Annotated in this window: 17 protein-coding genes; 6 read left to right on the forward strand and 11 right to left on the reverse strand. The window is 68.2% G+C overall.

Features of this window, described 5'->3' with window-relative positions:
* Window positions 1-228 precede the first annotated feature (228 nt).
* The 5 genes from LZP97_RS18570 (at window position 229) to LZP97_RS18590 (ending at window position 5,160) form a co-directional block, all read left to right on the forward strand.
* Window positions 229-1,350, forward strand: a complete 1,122-nt coding sequence (locus LZP97_RS18570; protein WP_010594001.1) for an NDMA-dependent alcohol dehydrogenase — start codon at window positions 229-231, stop codon at window positions 1,348-1,350.
* Window positions 1,351-1,456: 106 nt separating this feature from the next.
* Window positions 1,457-2,002 carry an SgcJ/EcaC family oxidoreductase gene (locus LZP97_RS18575; RefSeq protein WP_048771447.1) on the forward strand — a complete coding sequence of 182 codons (546 nt, stop codon included), beginning with the start codon at window positions 1,457-1,459 and terminating at the stop codon, window positions 2,000-2,002.
* A 39-nt stretch (window positions 2,003-2,041) separates the two neighbouring features.
* Window positions 2,042-2,884, forward strand: a complete 843-nt coding sequence (locus tag LZP97_RS18580) for a mycofactocin-coupled SDR family oxidoreductase (protein ID WP_003938428.1) — start codon at window positions 2,042-2,044, stop codon at window positions 2,882-2,884.
* Between the two features lie 25 nt (window positions 2,885-2,909).
* On the forward strand, window positions 2,910-4,706 hold the full coding sequence (locus LZP97_RS18585) for a flavin-containing monooxygenase (protein WP_048771445.1): 1,797 nt from the start codon (window positions 2,910-2,912) through the stop codon (window positions 4,704-4,706).
* A 31-nt stretch (window positions 4,707-4,737) separates the two neighbouring features.
* Window positions 4,738-5,160: a nuclear transport factor 2 family protein gene (locus tag LZP97_RS18590; RefSeq protein ID WP_010594004.1), complete on the forward strand. Its 423-nt coding sequence runs from the start codon at window positions 4,738-4,740 to the stop codon at window positions 5,158-5,160.
* Window positions 5,161-5,240: 80 nt separating this feature from the next.
* Here the strand turns inward: LZP97_RS18590 and LZP97_RS18595 are convergent, their stop codons facing one another.
* Window positions 5,241-5,549 carry an EthD family reductase gene (locus tag LZP97_RS18595; protein ID WP_003938431.1) on the reverse strand — a complete coding sequence of 103 codons (309 nt, stop codon included), beginning with the start codon at window positions 5,547-5,549 and terminating at the stop codon, window positions 5,241-5,243.
* A gap of 290 nt (window positions 5,550-5,839) precedes the next feature.
* On the opposite strand from LZP97_RS18595, the gene LZP97_RS18600 reads away from it, so the two are divergent.
* The gene (locus tag LZP97_RS18600) at window positions 5,840-7,465 is read left to right on the forward strand and encodes a flavin-containing monooxygenase (RefSeq protein WP_048771443.1); all 1,626 of its coding nucleotides are present in this window, start codon (window positions 5,840-5,842) and stop codon (window positions 7,463-7,465) included.
* Window positions 7,466-7,692: 227 nt separating this feature from the next.
* On the opposite strand, the gene LZP97_RS18605 is transcribed toward LZP97_RS18600, so the two are convergent.
* From LZP97_RS18605 to LZP97_RS18650, 10 genes are all read right to left on the reverse strand, one after another.
* Window positions 7,693-9,675 carry an oxidoreductase gene (locus LZP97_RS18605; RefSeq protein ID WP_048771693.1) on the reverse strand — a complete coding sequence of 661 codons (1,983 nt, stop codon included), beginning with the start codon at window positions 9,673-9,675 and terminating at the stop codon, window positions 7,693-7,695.
* A gap of 5 nt (window positions 9,676-9,680) precedes the next feature.
* Window positions 9,681-10,196: a pyridoxamine 5'-phosphate oxidase family protein gene (locus LZP97_RS18610; protein WP_048771442.1), complete on the reverse strand. Its 516-nt coding sequence runs from the start codon at window positions 10,194-10,196 to the stop codon at window positions 9,681-9,683.
* 6 nt (window positions 10,197-10,202) lie between these two features.
* Complete coding sequence (locus tag LZP97_RS18615; RefSeq protein WP_017679796.1) at window positions 10,203-11,042, reverse strand: mycofactocin-coupled SDR family oxidoreductase; 840 nt, start codon at window positions 11,040-11,042, stop codon at window positions 10,203-10,205.
* Window positions 11,043-11,072: 30 nt separating this feature from the next.
* Window positions 11,073-11,489 carry a MaoC family dehydratase gene (locus LZP97_RS18620; protein ID WP_010594009.1) on the reverse strand — a complete coding sequence of 139 codons (417 nt, stop codon included), beginning with the start codon at window positions 11,487-11,489 and terminating at the stop codon, window positions 11,073-11,075.
* Window positions 11,486-11,953: a hypothetical protein gene (locus LZP97_RS18625; protein ID WP_010594010.1), complete on the reverse strand. Its 468-nt coding sequence runs from the start codon at window positions 11,951-11,953 to the stop codon at window positions 11,486-11,488. The genes LZP97_RS18620 and LZP97_RS18625 overlap by 4 nt, the downstream gene beginning before the upstream one ends.
* Window positions 11,950-13,506: an AMP-binding protein gene (locus LZP97_RS18630; RefSeq protein ID WP_010594011.1), complete on the reverse strand. Its 1,557-nt coding sequence runs from the start codon at window positions 13,504-13,506 to the stop codon at window positions 11,950-11,952. The genes LZP97_RS18625 and LZP97_RS18630 overlap by 4 nt, the downstream gene beginning before the upstream one ends.
* Window positions 13,507-13,521: 15 nt before the next feature.
* Window positions 13,522-13,929 carry a nuclear transport factor 2 family protein gene (locus LZP97_RS18635; RefSeq protein WP_003938439.1) on the reverse strand — a complete coding sequence of 136 codons (408 nt, stop codon included), beginning with the start codon at window positions 13,927-13,929 and terminating at the stop codon, window positions 13,522-13,524.
* A gap of 115 nt (window positions 13,930-14,044) precedes the next feature.
* The gene (locus LZP97_RS18640; RefSeq protein WP_010594013.1) at window positions 14,045-15,130 is read right to left on the reverse strand and encodes a 2-oxoacid:ferredoxin oxidoreductase subunit beta; all 1,086 of its coding nucleotides are present in this window, start codon (window positions 15,128-15,130) and stop codon (window positions 14,045-14,047) included.
* Window positions 15,127-17,064, reverse strand: a complete 1,938-nt coding sequence (locus tag LZP97_RS18645; RefSeq protein WP_017679797.1) for a 2-oxoacid:acceptor oxidoreductase subunit alpha — start codon at window positions 17,062-17,064, stop codon at window positions 15,127-15,129. The genes LZP97_RS18640 and LZP97_RS18645 overlap by 4 nt, the downstream gene beginning before the upstream one ends.
* A 30-nt stretch (window positions 17,065-17,094) precedes the next feature.
* Window positions 17,095-18,243, reverse strand: coding sequence for an acyl-CoA dehydrogenase family protein (locus LZP97_RS18650; RefSeq protein ID WP_010594015.1), 1,149 nt, complete (start codon window positions 18,241-18,243; stop codon window positions 17,095-17,097).
* Window positions 18,244-18,278: the final 35 nt, after the last annotated feature.

Here is an 18,278-nt window from a genome sequence, read left to right on the forward strand (position 1 = left end):
CGGGCCCGCACCGAGCACCGGCTCGGCGCGGGCCCGCCGTCGTTGCGGGCCGTCCCGCCGCCCGCCCGGCCTCCCGCGCCCCGCTTCCCTCGCGCTATTGCTTATATCCATGCGTATGGTTATGGTGATAGCGATCACATGCACACATCGCGATCACATCCGTCGAGCCCGCGCCGGAGCCCTGCCCCGGCCGCCGCTCGCGCCTTCACCCCGTCACGAGGAGAAGCCATGAAGACCATCGGAGCGCTGCTGTGGGAGCCGGGAACCCGGTCCGGTTGGAGCGTCGAGGAAATCGAGATCGATCCCCCCAAGAGCCGGGAGGTGCGGGTCAAGCTCGCCGCCTCCGGCATCTGCCACAGTGACGACCACGTCGACACCGGCGACATCCCCCTCGACTGGGCGCCGATCATCGGTGGCCACGAAGGCGCCGGTGTGATCGAGGAACTCGGCCCGGACGTCACCGGTTTCGAGGTCGGCGACCACGTCGTCCTGTCCTTCCTGCCGTCCTGCGGCCACTGCAAGATGTGCACCATCGGCCGTTCCAACATGTGCGAGATGGGTGCCGGCGTGCTCGCGGGCTACGCACCCGACGGCACGCACCGCGTCCACGCCCGCGGCCAGGGCGTCGGCCCGTTCTCCTACCTCGGCACCTTCTCGCCGTACGTCGTGGTCAACATCGACTCGTGCGTGAAGATCGGCAAGGACATCCCGCTCGACAAGGCCGCACTCATCGGCTGCGGCGTGCCCACCGGCTGGGGATCGTCCGTCTACGCGGCCGACATCCAGCTCGGTGACACCGTGGTCGTCATCGGCACCGGCGGTGTGGGCATGAACGCCGTCCAGGGCGCCCGGCACAAGGGCGCCAAGAACATCGTCACGATCGACCCGGTCGAGTTCAAGCGCGACCAGGCGAAGATCTTCGGTGCCACCCATACCACCGAGAACTTCGACCAGTGCCGCGAGGTCGTCGATCAGCTCACCGACGGCCAGGGCGCCGACGTCGTCATCATCACGGTCGACATCGCCTACGGGCACCTGCTGAACCCCGCCCAGGAGATGACCCGTCGCGGCGGCACCCTGGTGCTCACCTCGGCGGCGCCGGTCACCCAGCGCGACGTGCCGTTCGACCTGTTCACCTTCGCGATGTCGGGCAAGCGCCTGCAGGGCACCCTGTACGGCACCACGACGGCGCGCCGCGACATCCCGCTCATCGCCGACATGTACCGCCGCGGCGAGTTCAAGCTGGACGAGCTGGTCACCAAGACCTACAAGCTCGAGGACATCAACACCGCGTTCAAGGATCTCCGCGACGGCAAGAACATCCGCGGCGTCATCATGTACGACGACTAGATCGGCACGCGCGACTGCGCGGGTGATCCGCGCCCGGCACCCGGGCCGGGACGGAATCGACACTCCGTCCCGGCCCGTCCGTGTACCTCCGACAGGAACAGAGCCGATGACTGCCTCGAACCTCGCGGACCTCGATTCCGCCGCCCTGAGCCGCCTCGTCGCCAAGGACGAGATCCGGGATCTCGCAGGGCGTTACGCCCTGGCCGTCGACGACCACGACATCGACGCCGTCCTGTCGATGTTCACCGAGGACGGTGTCTTCGCGGTCGCCGGCACCGAACTGTGCGGCCGTGAGCAGATCCGCCCCTTCTACGTCTCCAGCATGGACCGTTACCACACCATGCTGCACACCCCCGAAATCCACCTCGTCACGATCGAAGACGACTCGCACGCAAGCGGAATCATGACCGGCCACGCCGAACTGGCCGTCCACGACACGCTGATGATGACCGCCTTCCGCTATCGGGACCGGTACGTGCGGCGGGACAGCACATGGCTTTTCGAAAGACGCACCGTATCGTTCATGTACGCGGTACCGTTCGAGTCGATGGGCTCGAGTTTCCGTACCACCAAACGGATTCGGTGGCCCCAGACCCGATACACCGAAGCCGACTATCCGGAGTCGGCTCCCACCTGGAACACCTACCGCTGACGGCGGATCGGGCCCGTCGGCGGCCCCGAAGGAGCAGCTATGACAGGACGGGTAGCAGGTAAGGTCGCGTTCATCACGGGGGCGGCCCGCGGCCAGGGACGCAGTCACGCGATCCGCCTCGCCGAGGAGGGCGCCGACATCGTCGCTCTCGATGTCGCCGAGGAGATCGAGAGCGTCACCCGCTTCTACCCCGGCGCCACCGAGGAGGACCTGGCCGAGACGGTGCGCGCCGTCGAGGCCCTCGACCGCCGGATCATCGCCCGCAAGGCCGACGTCCGCAACTTCGACGCCGTGAAGGCCGTCGTCGACGAGGGCATCGCCGAACTCGGCCGGATCGACATCGTCGCCGCCAACGCGGGGATCTTCCTCTTCGGCGACGAGACGCACCTCGTCACCGAACGCGACTGGGACGACGTCCTCGACATCAACCTCAAGGGCGTGTGGCACACCTGCAAGGCCGTCACCCCGCACCTGATCGAGCAGGGCACCGGTGGCTCGATCGTCATCACCAGCTCCACCGCAGGCCTGAAGGGCACGCCGAACGTGGCGCCCTACACCGCGAGCAAGCACGCCGTGGTCGGCCTGATGCGCACGCTGGCACTGGAATTGGGGCCGCACGGCATCCGCGTCAACACCGTGCATCCCACCGGCGTCGCCACGGACATGATCCTGAACGAATCCTGCTTCCGGCTGTTCCTCCCGGACGTGGAACATCCCACGCAGGAACAGGCCGCACCGGTCTTCGCCACCACCAACGTCCTGCCCGTGCCGTGGATCGAACCGATCGACATCTCCAACGCGGTGCTCTACCTCGCCTCCGACGAGGCCCGGTACGTCACCGGCACCGAACTCAAGGTCGACGCCGGCTACACCCTGCGCTGATCCGGCCGGACGAACGGGAGACCTCATGACCGCAAGACTCGACACCCCGCGTCTCGATCCCGCCCGCCCCGCCGAGGTCGCCGAGCGCTGGCTCGCGGATTTCGCCGATGCACTCCGGTCGGGCGGTACCGGCGACTATCCGGATGCTCTCGCCACCGACGCATGGTGGCGCGACCTGCTCGCCTTCACCGGTGATCTGCGCAGCCTGCACGGCGAATCGGCGATCCGCCCGCTGCTCACCGGCGCGGCGGACCTCGAGGTCCGCGACGAGGCACTCGATTCCGCCGCCCCGCCGGTTCTGCTGCCCACCGGCGACGGTCCGCCGGTGATACAGCTGCTCTTCCGCCTCACCGTCCGCTTCGGACAGGTCCGTGGCGTCGCGCGCCTGACCCCGGACGAGACGGACCGCTGGCGAGCGATCGCCGTGCTGACGGCCCTCGACAGTCTCGCCGGAGCCGAACCGGCTGTCGGAGAACGTCGTCCGATCGGCGCCCCGGAACCCGAGGAACGCGTCACCGCCCACTGGGGCGACCGCCGCCGTCTCGCGAACGAGTGCGCCGACCGGGATCCGGACGTCCTCGTGATCGGTGCCGGGCATTCCGGACTCGGACTCGCCGCCTACCTGGGCGCGATGAACGTGCACACGCTCGTCGTCGAACGCAACGAGCGCGTGGGCGACAACTGGCGCAACCGGTACGACTCGCTGGTGCTGCACGACCCCGTGTGGTCGAACCATCTGCCGATGATGCCGTTCCCACCCACCTGGCCCGTGTTCACCCCGAAGGACAAGATGGGTGACTGGCTCGACATCTACGCCCGGGCCCTGGAACTGAACGTGTGGACGCGCACGGAACTGGTGAGTGCCTCGTACGATCCGGCGACGAGGCGCTGGGAGGTGCTCCTCGACCGCGGCGGCGAACGGCGCGTACTGCATCCACAGCACGTGGTCCTGGCCACCGGGCTGAGCGGCACCGAGCCGCTCGTCCCGGACATCCCCGGGACCGGAGAATTCGCGGGCGAACTGCTCCATTCCGGCCGGTACGCGACGGACCCCCGACGGAGCGGCCGGAACGTCGTCGTCATCGGCACCGGGAACAGCGGACACGACATCGCGCAGGACCTCTACAACACCGGCGCGAACGTGACCCTCGTCCAGCGGGGTCCGACCTACGTCGTCGGCGGCACCACCGTGGTCGACGTCATGCTGAAGCCGGCCTACGGCGAGGACACCGCACCCACCGAGATCGCCGACCTCGTCGGGGCGTCGTTCGCGCGACGGGACGAGGGATTCGTCGACGGTCTGCGTACCGCGGTCGCGGCGATGGCCGACATCGATCGTGATCTGCTCGATGCCCTGAGCGCCCGGGGATTCCGCCATCACCTGGGCGAGGGCGGGACCGGAGCGATGAACCTCTTCCTCACCCGCAACGGCGGCTACTACATCGACGTCGGCGCCTCGCGGCTCGTCGCGGACGGGTCGATCGGGCTGGTCGCCGGGAAGACCGTCGAACGATTCGTCCCCGAGGGTGTCATGATGTCGGACGGCACCGTCCTGCCCGCCGACACCGTCGTGTTCGCCACCGGATTCCGTGGCATTCTCGACACTGCCCGCCGCGTCCTGGGCGACGCGGTCGCCGACCGGTGCGGACCGGTCTGGGGCCTCGACGACGAGGGCGAGATCCGGTCGGTGTGGCGACGTTCCGGCCACGACCGGTTCTGGTTCAGCGGCGGCAATCTCACGTTCGCCCGGATCTACAACAAGTACCTCGCACTGCAGATCAGAGCCGACCTGGACGGCATCGACCTGCCGTCCGTTCCCTGACCCATCCCCTCGAGTACACGGAGACCGACACATGCGCGCCGACGACATCAACGAGATCATCCGCGTCACCCACCTCTACGCCCGGGGTCTCGACCGGTTCGACCCCAAGGAAGCCCTGTCCGCCTTCGCACCCGACGGGGTGTGGGACGCCAGCGCCGTGGGCCTGACCCGGTACGAGGGCCACGAGCAGATCCTCGACTTCTTCGAGCGGGACGCACAGGCGGTGGACAAGCAGTTCCACATCATCACCAATCACGTGATCGACTTCGAGGACGACGACCACGCCACCGGTACGAATTACGTCTTCTCCGAAGCGGAGATGAAGAACGGCGCCGCCATCAAGGCGATCGCACTCAACGAGGACCGCTACGTCCGCACCGCCGACGGCTGGAAGATCGCCGAGCGGATCATCACGGGTCTCACCACGCCGCAGATGGACGGCTTCGACGCCTGACCACGACGGCGAGATACGCGGCCGGGGTGGGGACTTCGCAGTCCCCACCCCGGTCGCGTGTCCCGGTCGGGTATCCCCGATCAGATGTCCTTGGTGATCTCGTAGAAGTCGAACGAGACGCCGGCCTGCGCGAAGTTCTCGAGGTCGGCTGCGCCCTGCTGTCCTTCCGGCGACGCCATGTCCGCGAGCATGGCTTCCTTGCTGTCCCAGTCGCAGACCGCGACCAGGAAGTGCGGCGGGGTGCTGCCGTCGGGAGTGGAGCACACACCCCATTCGTAGTTCCGGATGCCCTGCTGCTTCAGTGCGAGCTTGGAGTGCACGTTGCGGTAGTGGTCGAGGAACTTCTCGGGATCCTCGGGGTGGTTGTAGGCGGCGACGAGTCGGTACATGTGGACCTCTTTCGATGATGGGTTCGGACATTCTCCGGGCGGCGGACCCGCACGCGGGATGGTGGAGTGGTCCCGCACGCAGCAAGAAGGCAGGAAAGCCCGCCACATATATTCGCTTTCCGTCTTTGATTATATCCATTCGCATTGATAGAGTGATACCCGTCACAGACTTTTTTTCCGCGCCGGCCGATCAGCCGGGCGGATCACGCTCCCGCCGGACCCACCGAATCCGCGAGTCCGGCGGCAACATCGGCACATCCGATCGAATCCCCAGTCAGAGAGGCCATCCGATGACTGCAACTCCCACCCCCACCGCCGCTACCGAGGTCGATGCCGTCGTCGTCGGCGCGGGCTTCGCAGGCCTGTACCTGCTGTGGAAGCTGCGCCGCCACGGTTATACCGCCGTCGCCCTCGACAAGGGCAAGGAGGTCGGCGGCACCTGGCACTGGAACCGCTACCCCGGCGCCCGCTGCGACGTGGACAGCCACGACTACTCCTTCGGGTTCGACGAGGATCTCGAGCAGGAGTGGGAGTGGAGCGAGCGTTACCCGTCGCAGCCCGAACTGCAGGCGTACCTCTCGCACGTCGCCGACCGGTTCGACCTGCGCCGCGACATCCGGCTCGAAACCACGGTCACCGAAGCCCGATTCGACGAGGGCGAGCAGAAGTGGCACGTCCGCACCGACCGGGGCGACGAGTACGTCGCTCGGTTCTGCCTCATGGCCGTCGGCTGCCTGTCGGTACCGAAGGACGTCGACGTCCCCGGCCTCGACAAGTTCCAGGGACCGATCTACCGCACCAGCGCGTGGCCGGAGGAGGGGGTGGACTTCACCGGTCTGCGGGTCGCCGCGGTCGGTACGGGTTCCTCCGGGGTGCAGGCCATCCCGGAGATCGCCAAGCAGGCCGGCACGCTGACCGTCCTCCAGCGCACCGCCAACTTCGTCATTCCCGCCCGCAACCACAAGCTCGACCCGGAGTTCGTCGCGAACGTCAAGGCGAACTACCGCGCGCGGCGCCAGGCCTGCCGGACCGCCGCCGCCGGCTGCATCCGCGACGACAACCCGAAGGCCGCGTACGACGTCAGCGACGACGAGCGGTGGGCCGAGTACGAGAAGCGCTGGCAGGGCGGCGGCATCGCCTTCCTCGGCGCGTTCGCGGACCTGATGGTGGATCAGCGGGCCAACGACTCGGTGTGCGACTTCGTCCGGGCCAAGGTCGACGAGATCGTCGACGATCCGGACGTCGCGGACAGCCTCAAGCCGTTCGGCTACCCGATGGGCGCGAAGCGGCCCGTCATCGGCACGGACTGGTACGAGACGTTCAACCGCGACAACGTCGAACTGGTCGACCTGCGGAAGAAGCCCCTCGACAGCTTCACCGAGCACGGCATGCATCTCGCCGACGGCACCGAGTACGAGTTCGACGCCGTCGTGCTCGCCACCGGGTTCGACGCCTTCACCGGCGCGTTCACGCAGATCGACATCCGCGGCCGCGGCGGTCTGCCGTTGCGGGAGGCGTGGCAGGAGGGCCCGAAGACACACCTGGGCCTGGGCACCGCGGGCTTCCCCAACATGTTCATCATCGCCAACGTCGGCAGCCCGTCGGTGCTGTCGAACATGGTGACCGCCATCGAGCAGCACGTCGAGTGGACGGTCGAGACCATGGATCACATGCGCGAGCACGGACTGACCACGATCGAGGCCACCGAGGAGGCGCAGAACCAGTGGGTCGAGACCGTGGAGGAGATCGCGAACATGACCCTGTGGCCGCAGGGTGAGTCCGGATCCTGGTACCGCGGGCAGAACATCCCCGGCAAGCCGCAGATCTTCATGCCCTACGCCGGCGGCATCGTGCTCTACGAGCAGACGTGGAACGAGGTCCGCGACGCGGACTTCAAGGGATTCGTCCTGGCCTGATGTCGGGGCCTCGCGCCGGGCGATCGCGACCAGCGATCGCCCGGCGCCTTTCGCTGCGTCGCTCGTATCACGCGGGTGGATCTCGCACCGAGCGGGAGGATCTCGCGCCGAAACGCGAGACGCGACGACGACAACCTCCCGCTCGACGCAGCAACATCCCGCTCATCGCCGACGGACACCGAAACGGGGGTGCAGGCCCGAAGCCCGCACCCCCGTTTCGGTGTCCGTCAGATCAGCTTCGCGAGCGCGTACGCCTGACGGGTGGCGAACACCAGCCGCCGCGGCGCGTAGGCGTCACCGAGAATGTGCACCTCCCGCTCGCCCTCGGCCGCCGGGCCGTCCTCGAGACTCTCGTACAAGTCGGCGTCCCCGATGCCACCGCAGGCGAGCACCACCGAGTCGAAGCCGTCCACCTGGTAGGTGCGCCCCGAATAGACGTTGCGGGTGACGACCCCGGTCGGGGTGATCTCGACGACGTCCTCCATGAACCGGTACTGCACGCCCTTCTCGTCGAGGCGCCCGAGGATCGCGCCCACGATGTAGCGGCCGAGCAGCTGCCCCGCGACCTGGGTCGCGTAGACGATGGTGACATCGTGCCCGCGATCGGTGAGGAAGTCGGCGAGCGACAGCGGCGGCATGTGGTCGTCCTGCGCGACGATCAGGACCCGCTTGCCGACCGCGGCGTCGCCGTTGAGGACGTCGCGGATGTCGGCGACATTGTCGCCGTAGACACCCGGGATGTCCGGGATCCGGCGGGTGGAGCCGGTGGCGACCGCCACCACGTCGAATCCCGCGGACTCGATCTCCGCCTTCGTCGCCGCGTGCCGGTAGGCGACCTTCACGCCGGCCCGCTCGAGCCGGCGCTGCTGCCAGTCCAGGTACTTCTCGAACATGTCGTACGTGGGGGCGTTGATCGCGGTGCGCAGTTGGCCGCCGAGCACGTCGGACGCCTCCCACAGCTCCACGTCGTGGCCCTTCTCCCGGGCCAGGGCCGCGAACTCCATGCCGGCCGGACCACCACCGACGACGAGTACGCGCTTGGGGTCGGTCACGGTGGGCCACGGCCCGTCGACCTCGTTGCTGGTGACGGGGTTGACCGCGCAGCCGAACGGCAGCCCCTCGACGTAGCGGCGGCTGATGCACTCGTTGCCGCCGACGCAGGGCCGGATCTCGTCGACGCGGCCGGTGCGGACCTTCTCGACGATCGACGGCTCGGCGATGTGCGCACGAGCCATGCCGACGACGTCGGCGTCGCCGGCCGCGAGGATCCGTTCGGCGACATCGGGGTGATTGATCCGGCCCGTGTGCACGACGGGCAGCGACACCGCCCGCTTGAGCTGCCCGGCGAGATCGCTCCACTGACCGGCCTCGTAGAAGTGCGGCTGGATGTAGGACGGGTTGCCCCACGGGCTGCCCACCACGCCGTGGAAGTAGTCGACGAGTCCGGTGCTCTCGAGGTACTGCGCGATCTCGATGGCGCCGTGGATGTCGTATCCGCCCGGCACCTCCTCGCGCAGATTCAGGCGGATGCCGATGACCATGGACGATCCGATCACGTCACGGATGGCCCGCAGCACCTCGACCGGGAACCGGCAACGGTTCTCGATCGAGCCCCCGTACTCGTCGTCGCGCTTGTTGGTCAGCGGCGACAGGAAGTACTCCAGCAGATCGTCGTGGTTCATGTGGAGTTCGACGCCGTCGAGACGTGCCTTCTGGGCCTGCTCTGCACAGAACTTGTACTGACCGACGAAGTAGGCGATCTCGTCCCGGTTCAGCTTGTGCGGAACGTTGTTGATCACCGGGGCGCTCAGGACCGACGACGCGCCGTGCGGCATACCGCCCTGGTGCACCATCTGCCCCGTCGCCACCGCACCCTCGGCGTGCAGGGCATCGGAGTACGCCTGCACCCGTTCGACGAAGAATGGCAGGCTGTAGTGGCCTTCGACCGTGGCACCCACACCGGTGGGTTCGAACCCCGGGATCACCCCCGTGTTCGGCACCCACGCGCTGAGGCTGTCGAACCATGCGGCTCCGCCCCGGGCCCGGGACACGTAGTAGGCGAGGTTGCGTTCGGCGTCGGCCTCGGACCCGAAGATGTTGCCGATCGCCGAGGCGTGCGGTGGCAGCACCACGCGGTTGCGCAGCTTCATCGGGCCGATCTGGAACGGCGAGAGCAGATGGGCGTAGGCGGAGTCCGGATCCGCGGTCATTTCGTTCACCCCTTGTTCGGTCGGGGCCCGAGCGAGCCGCCGCGTCCGTCGCCCGGCATCCTGGTCGAGTCGTGACTGACCGCGATTCGGACGGGACGGACTTCCAGGACGACTCGGTTCGGGCTGTCCAGCAGGCGCTGGAAGGCTTCGGGATCGTTCGGAGCATGGCGCGCCGCGAACGCCGGGTAGAACCAGCGTTTGGTCTCCGCGTCGGCGTGGACGGTGACACGGCCGCGGACGGCGAGCATCCTCCTGCCGGGCAGTCCGGTACCGGCATTCGAGATCACCAGCGTCACGCGGGGTTCGCGCGTCGCTGCCCGGACGTGGGCGCGGTCCTTCGCGGCGGTGAGCCAGAACCGGTCGCCGTGGTGCAGGTAGCTCATCACCACCCCGGCCGGCCACCCGGCCGCGGTGGTGAAGGCGAAGGTGCATTCGGTCTGCGCCGCTACGAGTTCGGCGATGCCGTCCTCGTCGACCCGTAGCGTGCGCAGGTCCTCGTTGTCGTCGATGCCGACGGCCATCTCACATCACTTCACGTATGCGCCGGCGTCGACCGGGAAGGTGACTCCGGTGACGTACCGCGCCTCGTCGCTGCCGAGGAACAGCACCGCGTTGCTGATGTCGATCGATTCGACCCACGGCACCGGCAGCGTGTTCAGCGACATGAACCCCGGCATCGCCTTCTCCTGCGACGGCTCCGGATCCCCGGGCGAGAACATCCCGTACGTCCCGGGGTTCTGGATCATGATGGTGTCGACGTTCGTCGGGTGGATGGTGTTGACCCGGATGCTGTAGGGGCCCAGTTCGTTCGCCATGGTGCGCATGAGTCCGACGATGCCGTGCTTGGCCGAGACGTAGTGGGCGACCTGCTGGATGCCCTTGAGTCCGCCGATCGAACTGGTGAACATGATCGAACCCCCGCGGCCCTGCTCGATCATCGTGGGGATCGCGACGACGGCGGTGTTGTAGACGCCGGTGAGGTTGACGTCGATCATGTCCCGCCACTGCTCGGCGGTGAGCTCCCACGAGCGGCCGTAGGTGGCGATGCCGGCGTTGGCGACCACGATGTCGACGCCGCCGAGGTGCGCCACCCCGTCGTCGAAGGCCCGCTGCAGCGCCGCGCGGTCCCGGACGTCGGCGCGGTGGGCCACGATCCGGCGGTCGAGGGCCTCGACGAGCCGGACGGTCTCCTTCAGCTCGTCCTCGGTAGCCAGCGGGTAGTACGGGGTCACCGTGTCGATGTTCTCGCAGATGTCGACCGCGATGATGTCGGCGCCCTCCTCGGCGAGCCGCAGCGCGTGGCTGCGGCCCTGGCCGCGGGCGGCCCCGGTGATGAACGCGACCTTGCCTTCTACTCGTCCTGCCATGGTTGACGCTCCTCTCGTGGAAAACGATGTCTAGTGATCGGCGGGGACCAGGACGGTCCCGGTGCCTTCGAGAACGCGCGCGCCGCCCAGGACGTCGAGCGTGAGATCGCAGCGCACCAGGAGGCCGTCGGCGGTGTCCTCGACGTCGGTCACCACCCCTGCGGCCCGCAGCCGGTCCCCCTCGAACACGTTGCCGAGGAATCGGAACCGGTATCCGGTGACCCGGTCCACGCCGCCGGCCCAGGACCCGAGCATGGACACGACGTAGGCGATGTTGCTCGGCCCCTGATTGACCGTGCGCTCCCCGAGGCCCAGCGCAGCCGCGGCGTTCCGATCGAAATGGATCGGGTTCGGGTCGCGCATGAGCGCCGAGAGGGTCTTCATCCGGGCCGGATCCACCGCATCGACGGTACGTTCGGGAATCTGCTGCCCGACAGCCGGTTTCATGAGATTTCTCCTCGGCGGGGGAACACGATCGAGTTGGTGGTGGAGGCGCACAGCGCCCCGTCCTCACCGTGCAGGTCGAGGCGGTAGCCGACGATGTCGAAGACGCCGGTGCGCCGGCCCACCTTGCGCGTCGCGGAGACGATCTCGCCCGAGACGCGGTAGGTGCCGCCGACGCGCAGCGGCCGGTGCACGACCGTCTCGGTCTCGCCGGCCATCGGTCCGTCGGCCTCGGTGGCCCCGAACACGGCGAACAACTCGTCCCAGCTCCAGCCCATCGCGCCGGTGGCGACGAGGAACACCAGCACCGGGTGCGCGCCGCCGTCGGCGGGGTCGGCGAGCATGCTGTCGAGGACGAGGTGCACCCACCACGGCTCGAGCGTGGCCTGCCCGCCCGGGAAGCGGGTGCCGACGAGGTCGGCGAGCTCGGCTTCGGTCGGCACCCGGCGTCCGGTGTCCACGGTCATCGGGCCGCCGTCGTCTCGAGGTACGGGGCCCGCAGGTCCCGCTTCATGATCTTTCCGGTCGGCGCCTTCGGCAGGGCGTCGACGAAGTCCACCGAACGGGGCTTCTGGTAGGAGGCCAGATTCCGCTTGGCGGTGTCGATGATCTCCTGTTCGGTGGCGGTCTGCCCGGGCTTGAGGACCACGACGGCCTTGACGACCTCGCCCCACTCGTCGTCGGGGATGCCGATGACGGCGCATTCGAGGACGGCGGGGTGGGCGCCGATGGCCTCCTCGACCTGGATGCTGTAGATGTTCTCGCCGCCGGAGATGATCATGTCCTTGGCCCGGTCCACGATGTAGACGTAGTGGTCCTCGTCCCAGACCGCGACGTCGCCGGTCCACATCCAGCCGTCCCGCAGGGTCTGTGCGGTCAGTTCCGGCTTGTTCCAGTAGCCGAGCATGTTGGCTTCGGAGCGGACCACGATCTCGCCGGGGGTCTTGCCGTCCTTGGGGACCTCGTTGCCGTCGAAGTCGACGACCCGGATGGTGGTGCCGAAGCCTTCCCGGCCACAGGACTTGAGCCGGTGCTCGTTGATGCCGTTGACCGCGTCGAGGTGGTCCTCCTGGGACAGGAACGACATGGTCGTGCCCTCGGTCTGGCCGTACCCCTGGATGAGGGTGCAGGGGAACGCCTCGAGCGCGCTGCGGACGATCGCGGACGGCATCGGGCCGCCGCCGTACTGGATGTTGCGCAGGCTCGACAGGTCGTAGGAGTCGAAGTTCTCCACGGCCATCATCCAGTTCAGCATCGTGGTGATGCCGAGGAACGCCGAGACCCGCTCCGACTCGATGATCTCGAGCGCCTGCTTGGCCTCGAAATTGACCAGCACGACCGGACATCCGTGCTTCATGTAGTTCATCGAGAGGACCACCGGGATGTGGTACATCTGGCCGGTGAGCATGTAGACGTCGGTCGGCACGACCCGCTCGGCGACGGTCTGGTTGAGCATGCCGGCGGCGGCGCTGGTGTGCGAGTGCAGCGCACCCTTGGATTCTCCCGTGGTGCCGCCGGTGTAGAGGATGAAGAACGGGTCGTCTCCCCCGACGCTCGGCGTCCAGATCGGTTCGGCCGGGCTGGAACTCGCGAGCAGCTCCTCGTACGTCCCGTTACCCCCCGGACCGAACTCGAGCCAGTGGCCGACCGAGGCGGATCGGCTCAGTTCCTCGCCCACGGGACGGAATTCGGACGCGGTGATGAGCACCTTCGGGGTGGCGTCGGCGACGAGCCCGAGCAGGGACGGGGTCGCGAGCCGCCAGTTCAGCGGCTGCAGGATCAGTCCCGCGCGACCGACGGCGAAGAACAGCTCCTGGAACTCGATGCTGTTCTTGGTCAGGACGGCGACCCGGTCGCCCTTCTCGAGGCCGAGACCGCGCAGTCCGTTCGCCAGGCGCCGGACGCGCTCGTCGAGGGCGGCGAAGGTGATGCGCCGGTCGTTGGGGACGTCGTACAACGCCATGCGGTTCGGGGTGAGGGCGGCCCACTTGGCGGGGATGAGGCCCTGGTTCATCGTCATGGTGGCTCCGGAGGCTCAGTACGGGAGGTCGAGGGCGATGTGCCGCTTGGTGAGCACCCAGTCGCCTCCGCTCCTGGTCCATTCGTCCTCGTACTTGCCGGTGGACAGGGCCCGGAGGGCACCGTTCTCCGCGGAGGTGATGAGCAGGTACGACACGGTGCGGACGTTCTTCTCGTCGATCTCGTCGATCAGCAGATTGGTGGTGATGTGACGCCGCTGGTCGGTCTGGGACTCGTGGGCTCCGCGGAACAGGCCCATGATCTCCTCGCGTCCGTTGAGCGGCCCGATGAGGTCGCCGTCGCCGATCTTCATGGTGAACACGGCGGTTTCACCGAAGACCCGCTCGACACCGTCCATGTCGCCGTCGTCGTAGGCGAGAGCGTAGCGGGCGAGGGCGTTTTCGATTTCGTTCCTGAGCGACATTACGACTACTCCTGCCGAAGGGAGGGGAGGGAGATGTGATGACAGTCACTTTATACTAATCATGCGCATTGTCTAGGGGTACGAAGACCCCGGTTTCCGCGCCGGGAGACGACGCTCAGCGTGATTCGGACACGGTCCAGGTGTCGTGCCCGGTCAGCAAGGACTGCAAGGAGTCTCGTCGACGGGACTCGCCGGTGCGGGCGCTCTCGTTCTGCTCGCGCACGAGGTCGTCGTAGGTCGGGCGGGCGACGCTGCGGAACACGCCGAACACCGTGTGGTCGAGGTTCTGATCGGACAGTCGCGACAACGCGAACGCGTACTCCGGGTCGTCGGCGTGCGCATCGTGCACGACGATCGATCCCGGATCGGCCGACGCCGTGTCCACCACACGCAGACCGAATCCGTCACGGACGACGCACTTCTGCCCCTCCGCACCGAAGACGATCGGCTCACCGTGGCGCAGCGGGATCACCCTCTGCTCCGCGTCCTCCTTGCGCAGCACGTCGAACGACCCGTCGTTGAAGATCGGGCAGTCCTGGTAGATCTCGACGAACGCGGTGCCCCGGTGCTCGGCCGCGCGGCGCAGCACGTCGGTGAGCCCCTTGCGGTCGGAGTCGAGCGCCCGGGCCGCGAAGGTGGCCTCGGCACCGAGTGCGAGGGAGAGCGTGTTGAAGGGGTGGTCCACCGAACCCATCGGGGTGGACTTGGTGACCTTCCCGACCTCGGACGTGGGCGAGTACTGCCCCTTCGTCAGCCCGTAGATCCGGTTGTTGAACAACAGGATCGTGAGGTTCACGTTGCGGCGCAGCGCGTGGATCAGATGGTTCCCCCCGATCGAGAGGGCATCGCCGTCACCGGTGACCACCCACACCGACAGGTCGGGCCGCGTGACGGCCAGGCCGGTCGCGATCGCCGGCGCGCGGCCGTGGATGGAGTGCAGCCCGTAGGTGTCGAGGTAGTACGGGAACCGGCTCGAGCAGCCGATGCCCGAGACGAACATCAAGTTCTCGCGGCGCAGCCCGAGTTCGGGCAGGAAGTTGCGGATCGCGGCCAGGATGACGTAGTCACCGCAACCCGGGCACCAGCGCACCTCCTGGTCGCTCGTGAAGTCCTTGGCCTTCTGCGGGGTGTCGGTCGTCGGGACGAGCGCGGTCGCGCTGAGTCCGAGATCGGTGCCCACCCGGCTGATCAACTCGGTCATGCCGATTCCTCCTCGCGGTCCGGCGCCGGCCGGTACTCGGCCGCAGCCAGCGCCGCGGTGGTCTTGGCGTCTTCGAACTCGCGTAGGGTGCCGGCGAGCGCGGCATCGATCGCGTCGACGATCTCGTCGGCGAGAAAGGCCAGACCCTCGACCTTCGTCACCGGCTGGACGTCGACCAGGTAGCGCGCCCGCAGCACACTCGTCAGCTGCCCCAGATTCATCTCCGGCGCGATGACCGTGCGATACCGGCCGAGCACCTCACCGAGGTTGCGGGGCAACGGGTTCAGGTGCCGCAGGTGCAGGTGGGCGACCGCGGTGCCGCGGCGCCGGGCGCGGCGGCACGCCTCGCCGATCGGGCCGTAGGAACTGCCCCAGCCCACGATCAGCAGTTCGGCCTGCCCCGACGGATCGTCGACCTCGGCGTCCGGGACGGAGATCCCGTCGATCTTCGCCTGCCGCAGGCGCACCATCAGATCGTGGTTGGCGGGATCGTAGGAGATGTTGCCGCTGCCGTTCGCCTTCTCGAGGCCACCGAGCCGGTGCTCGAGGCCGGGAGTCCCGGGTATCGCCACGGCACGGGCGAGGGTCTCGCGGTCCCGCGCGTAGGGACGCAGGGGTGTGCCGGCGGCGTCCGGGCCGGTCTCGTAGTTCGGATCGATCGGGGCGAGCTCGTCGACCTGCGGGATCTGCCAGGGCTCCGAGCCGTTGGCGATGGCGCCGTCGGACAGCAGCAGGACCGGCGTCCGGTACGTCAGGGCGATGTGGGCCGCCTCGACGGCCGTGGCGAAGCAGTCGGCCGGTGAGCGCGGCGCGAGCACGGCGACGGGCGACTCGCCGTTGCGTCCGTACAGTGCCTGCAGCAGATCGGACTGCTCGGTCTTGGTCGGCAGGCCCGTCGACGGTCCGCCGCGCTGCACGTCGATCACGACGAGCGGGAGTTCGGTCATGACGGCCAGGCCGATGGCCTCGCTCTTGAGGGCCAGACCCGGGCCGGAGGTGCTGGTGACACCGAGTGCGCCACCTAGAGAGGCGCCGACCGCGGCGCCGATCGCGGCGATCTCGTCCTCCGCCTGGAAGGTGGTCACGCCGAGACCGCGGTGCTTGGTCAGCTCGTGCAGGATGTCGGAGGCGGGGGTGATCGGGTACGTCCCGAGGAACACCTCGAGCCCGGACAGCTCACCGGCGGTCACCAGACCGTAGGCCAGTGCGGTGTTGCCGGTGATCTGCCGGTACGTGCCGGCCGGCAGGTCCGCCTTGGCCACCTCGAACGTCGTCGCGAACGTCTCGGTGGTCTCGCCGTAGTTCCACCCGGCCTGGAACGCGAGCAGGTTGCCCTGGGCGACCTGCGGTTTCTTGGCGAACTTGGTGCGCAGGAACTCCTCGATCCGCTCCACCGGCCGGTTGTACATCCACGACAGCAACCCGAGCGCGAACATGTTCTTCGCGCGCTCGCCGTCCTTGCGGCTCAGGCCGGCGGGTTCCACCGCCCCCACCGACAGGCTCGACATCGGAACCTGATGGATCACGAACTCGTCGAGACTGCCGTCGTCGAGCGGGTTGGCGGCGTAGCCGACCTTGGAAAGGTTGCGCTTGGTGAACTCGTCGGTGTTGACGATGACGGTGCCGCCGCGCGGCAGGTCGTCGATGTTCGCCTTCAGTGCCGCCGGGTTCATCGCGACGAGGACGTCCGGTCGATCACCCGCGGTGAGGATGTCGTGGTCCGCGATCTGGATCTGGAACGACGACACGCCCGGCAGGGTGCCCTGGGGCGCCCGGATCTCGGCGGGGAAGTTGGGCTGCGTCGCGAGGTCGTTGCCGAACGCGGCCGCCTCGGAGGTGAAGCGGTCACCGGTCAGCTGCATGCCGTCGCCCGAGTCGCCCGCAAAGCGGATGACGACTCGCTCCAGCTTGGTGGTGTTCGCGTCCGTTGTCATGGGTTCCTGCCTCTGGTCCGCATTCTGCCCCTACGGGGCTTCCTTCACGAGCTGCTTGGCCAGCGAATCGAAGATCACCTCGGTGGAGCCCTCGTAGATCCGCATGGGACGCGCCTCCCGGTAGAGACGTTCGAGCTTGCCGCCGCGTACGAGCCCGAAACGGCCCATGATCTGCACCGACCGGTCGACGACGCGGGCCGCCGCCTCGGTCGCTCCGACCTTCGCCATCGACGACAGGTGCAGGTTGGCGCGGGCATCGCGGGCCGAGGCGGCGGCCGCGCGGTAGGTCAGCGAGCGCGCCATCTCGATGTCGGTCCAGCAGGAGGCGAGGTGCTCGGGCACCGACCCCAGGCGCGCGAGGCTGACCCCGAAGCCCTCCCGGGACTTGGCATGGGCGACGGCCTCGTCCAGCGCGGCCTGGGCCACGCCGACCGCGGCGCCGGCCACGGACACGCGGAACGTCGCGAGGGTGGCGAGGACGAGCCCGAAGCCCTTGCCCGGCTCCCCGATGCGGTTGCCCACCGGAACCTCGACGTTCTCGAGGATGACGTCGCTGAGCACGTGCGGCGCGATGATCTGGTGCGGGTGCTCGATGCGCAGGCCCGGCGCGTCGGCCGGGACCAGTACGAGGGAGTATCCGTCGCCCTCGCGGGCGAGGATGCTGTAGAAGTCCGCGTCGCCGCCGTTGGTGATGAAGGACTTGTGGCCGTCGACGACGAGCTTGCCGTCGCGCTCGACGACCGTGGTGCTGAGGGCCTTGAGATCGGATCCGACGTGCGGCTCGGTCAGGCCGAGCGCGGCCACCGCCTCGAGCCGGGCCACCTTGGGCAGCCACTCCGCCTTGAGTTCCTCGGACCCGCCGACGCTGATGCAGTAGCTGCCGATGCCCTGCATACCGAACATGGAGTCGAGGTGAGCGGACTCGGCGGCGAGGGCCTCGCGCACAATGGTCACCGCGAGGGAGTCGACCTTCTCGAAGCGGCCACCGTAGGCGGCCGGCACGACGACCTCGGTGAGACGGGACGCGGTCAGCCGCTTGCGGACGTCCGGGTCGAAACTGTCCGCCTCGTCGGCACGCGCGGCGACGTCGGCACACTCGGCCGCGAGGTCGCGGGCTTCCCGCTGGAGGTCGAGGTATCGCTGCGGCAGGGCGAACAGGTCCTGCTGGTCGTCACTCACCTTGTACTCCGTTCTGGCGATGCGTCCGCTCACCG

Origin of the sequence: Rhodococcus sp. DMF-1, from assembly GCF_021441945.1 — a bacterium.
Taxonomy (GTDB): domain Bacteria; phylum Actinomycetota; class Actinomycetes; order Mycobacteriales; family Mycobacteriaceae; genus Rhodococcus; species Rhodococcus ruber.